The organism is Trichococcus sp. (assembly GCF_049589555.1).
GTDB lineage: Bacteria > Bacillota > Bacilli > Lactobacillales > Aerococcaceae > Trichococcus.
Genome location: NZ_JBAWAZ010000284.1, coordinates 1 through 2,964, shown reverse-complemented (window position 1 = coordinate 2,964; position 2,964 = coordinate 1). Strand labels below are relative to the sequence as shown.

Here is a 2,964-nt window from a genome sequence, read left to right as displayed (position 1 = left end):
TCATTGATTTGTTTTTCTATTTCATCTGTTATGGCCTTGTAAAAGCTGTTATTCATGGTCATATAAGTAGCGCCAAAAACAATTTTTTCACTATCATATCTGACGAATTTATAATTATAATAGATGGATGAAACCGCGATGACACAAACAGAGACAATTATAACCATCATTTTGCTTACATTTCGCACCCTATCATCACTCTCCCACCTCACAGTCTATATACTTTTGTCACCAATGTAAATTGACAAAAGTAATTTTATGCAATCACTTCCATTTTTAATTTCTTTCTGCATGAGTATAAACCTGTGTCCGAATTCGGCTGGGCTCAGAACCATCCCCCAAAAAGAAAACAGCAAGCCCCCAGTCTCCGATTGGATATCGGAAATTAGGGGCTTGCTGTTTTGAATAATTTAGCTGTAGAGAATTAACTTTGCCTAACGAAAAATAGTGTTGATTTGGCTTCAACCTTAATACACTAAACTTCTTAACTGCTACCAGTTCAATCTGCCTAAGTCCCCACCATCAGTAAGTATATTGATGCCCTCACAAAATGTTTCATACAATGCATCCGCTTGTTCGGCTCCATTTTGTTTACCCAGCAACACATCACTCAATGATTTCCGTAAGACGGTCAATCTCCAATCCCCCTCTAAGTCAGGGTAATTGATCAGATCAAAATCCCCATGGTTTTGGTTCAGTTTGTCAAAATAATCCGTGCACGCTTGAGTGTTAATCACCTTTGAGTAGCCATTTTCAGGCATATCCACCAGTATTACAACGTCTGGACCGCCATTTTCTTTATTTAACGGTTCAATGCGGTGATCCGAGTAATCCCATAGGATACCCACGAAAATACCAGGACTCCAATTAGTGTATATCCCAAACCCAACTCTGCCCCATCTTTCCTTAGAGTATTTTGGTTTCCCATTAAACCCTGAACTATTGCATTGTCGTAAATTGGGGCAATCTATTTCCCAACTTCTACCCTCTAGGCTTTCAACAAGATTATTAACAGCATTTTTGAGCCCAAATGATTCCCAGTACCCAGCAATGGCCCCCGGAGTGATTTCTCCGGATGTCCCAAGACTATTATTCTTCATAAAGCTGAGTGTTTGATCCAACATAAAATAATTCACTGAATCCTTAGCATAACCTTTAATTTCCTCCTGAAGGAAATCCCGATATATGCTGCTCCACAAAATACTCACATCCGCATTTTGCGTCCATTGGTAGGTACCTAAAGTAACCAAAACGGTATGGAATGACCCGGACCCGATACTATTCGCCATGCTACTGTAATTTGTAAGTTGATTTGGTGATAGCATACTGTAGATTTTATGCTCGCAAATAAATCCATCGATACCATTTACTGTAATAAGCAAATCGATTCGTTTTCCGTTGGGCAGTGTTCTCTGCGTCTCAACCGTGATGTCGTCAGAATCATTAACAATAAATGTGCTATTCGGAATTTTAGCCAACAAGTATTTGCAATACTTTAGTCTCAGGCCGTCTACGTTCATTAGTAGCCAAGCAAACAACTGCGTCAGATAGTCCTCTTTTGGATCTCTTTTATCACTGGGCACATAGGATCTTAAAAAATCGAAAATGGTAGCATTCATGGGTTGGGCTCCTTTTTGTTTTGTGGTTGATTTTTTGATAAAAAACATGCTTATTCGGAAAAGAGGAAAAGTGGAAAATATTTCTGTGGAACAATTCAATTAAAAACAAGAGCGTAGAATTATGCTTGAAAAAACATCAATTCAATTAACTATATAACAAGCAAAATATCTGGTTCTATTATCCCACTATTCTCAATTATTTAACAGCTAATAAAAATTATTTGATTCCAAATATATATAACCAAACACACAAAAACACAATCTCATTCCTCCACATAAAACGTGCAGAGAAACAAGATTGTGTTTCAATTTGCTATATTGTATTAATCCTAGGATCAGGACTCAACCAGCACTCCAGCTTCCGCTGTTAAAGTGAATTCCGCCTTCAGCAAGTCCTCACTGTTTCTGCCAATCAGAACATGGAATTCTCCAGGTTCTGAAGCATACTTCATGTCAGCTCTATGGAATCGTAGCATTTCTTCTGTTATCTCAAAAATCACTGTCTGTGATTCTCCAGGACTTAATACGATTTGTTGGAATGCCTTTAACTCCTTTACTGGCCGCACTACACTTCCCACCAAGTCACGGAGATAAAGCTGTACCGTTTCTTTTCCGATATAGTTACCGTTGTTCTTCACAGTAACCGAGGCGGTTATCCCAGATTTTTCAGATATCTGTTTTTGACTTATTTTGAGATCGGAGTACTCAAAGTGCGTATACGACAAGCCGTAACCAAAAGGAAACAACGGTTTGTTGGGCGCATCAATGTACCTAGATGTGAATCGCTTGCTATGGCTGGAATCCGCTAATGGACGACCTGTGCTAAATTCATTATAGTGAATCGGAACTTGTCCCACTTCATAGGGGAAGGTCATGCTCAATCGACCTGAGGGATTCGCTTTTCCTATCAAAATGTCGACGATTGCTCCTGCCCCCTCAGTTCCTGGATACCAAGCTTCAATAAGCGCATCAAATTGTTGGAATTCATCTCTTAAATCCAGCGGCCTGCCGCTAAAAACTACACCGATAATCGGTTTATTCAGCGCCTTTACTGCCTTGATAAAGGATTTCTGAACTTCGGGCAAATTCAATTGCGCCCGGCTGCCGCCTTCTCCACTTTGAAGGTGGTGCTCTCCTACAGCCATGACAATGATATCCGCTTCATTCGCATAATCAATTGCACGATTGAATTCTTGCGCTTCGTCTAGACTAGTGCTTTCTGCCGTGTGGTAGCTGCCAAAACTATCCTTCAAAAAATCAGCTTCAATCATTGGGCATCCTGCTGAAACAAGTACGTTTCCTTCAGGAAAAGCTTCAAAGAAGGCTTGTTTTAGAGTCGGCGTTT

Annotated in this window: 2 protein-coding genes; both read right to left on the bottom strand. The window is 39.9% G+C overall.

Annotated elements, in window-relative coordinates; translation table 11 throughout:
• Positions 1-491: 491 nt before the first annotated feature.
• Positions 492-1,619: a PD-(D/E)XK nuclease family protein gene (locus WBV27_RS10165; RefSeq protein WP_424201742.1), complete on the bottom strand. Its 1,128-nt coding sequence runs from the start codon at positions 1,617-1,619 to the stop codon at positions 492-494.
• A gap of 335 nt (positions 1,620-1,954) precedes the next feature.
• A partial coding sequence (locus tag WBV27_RS10160; protein WP_424201740.1) for a glycoside hydrolase family 3 C-terminal domain-containing protein occupies positions 1,955-2,964 on the bottom strand: 1,010 nt, incomplete at its 5' end.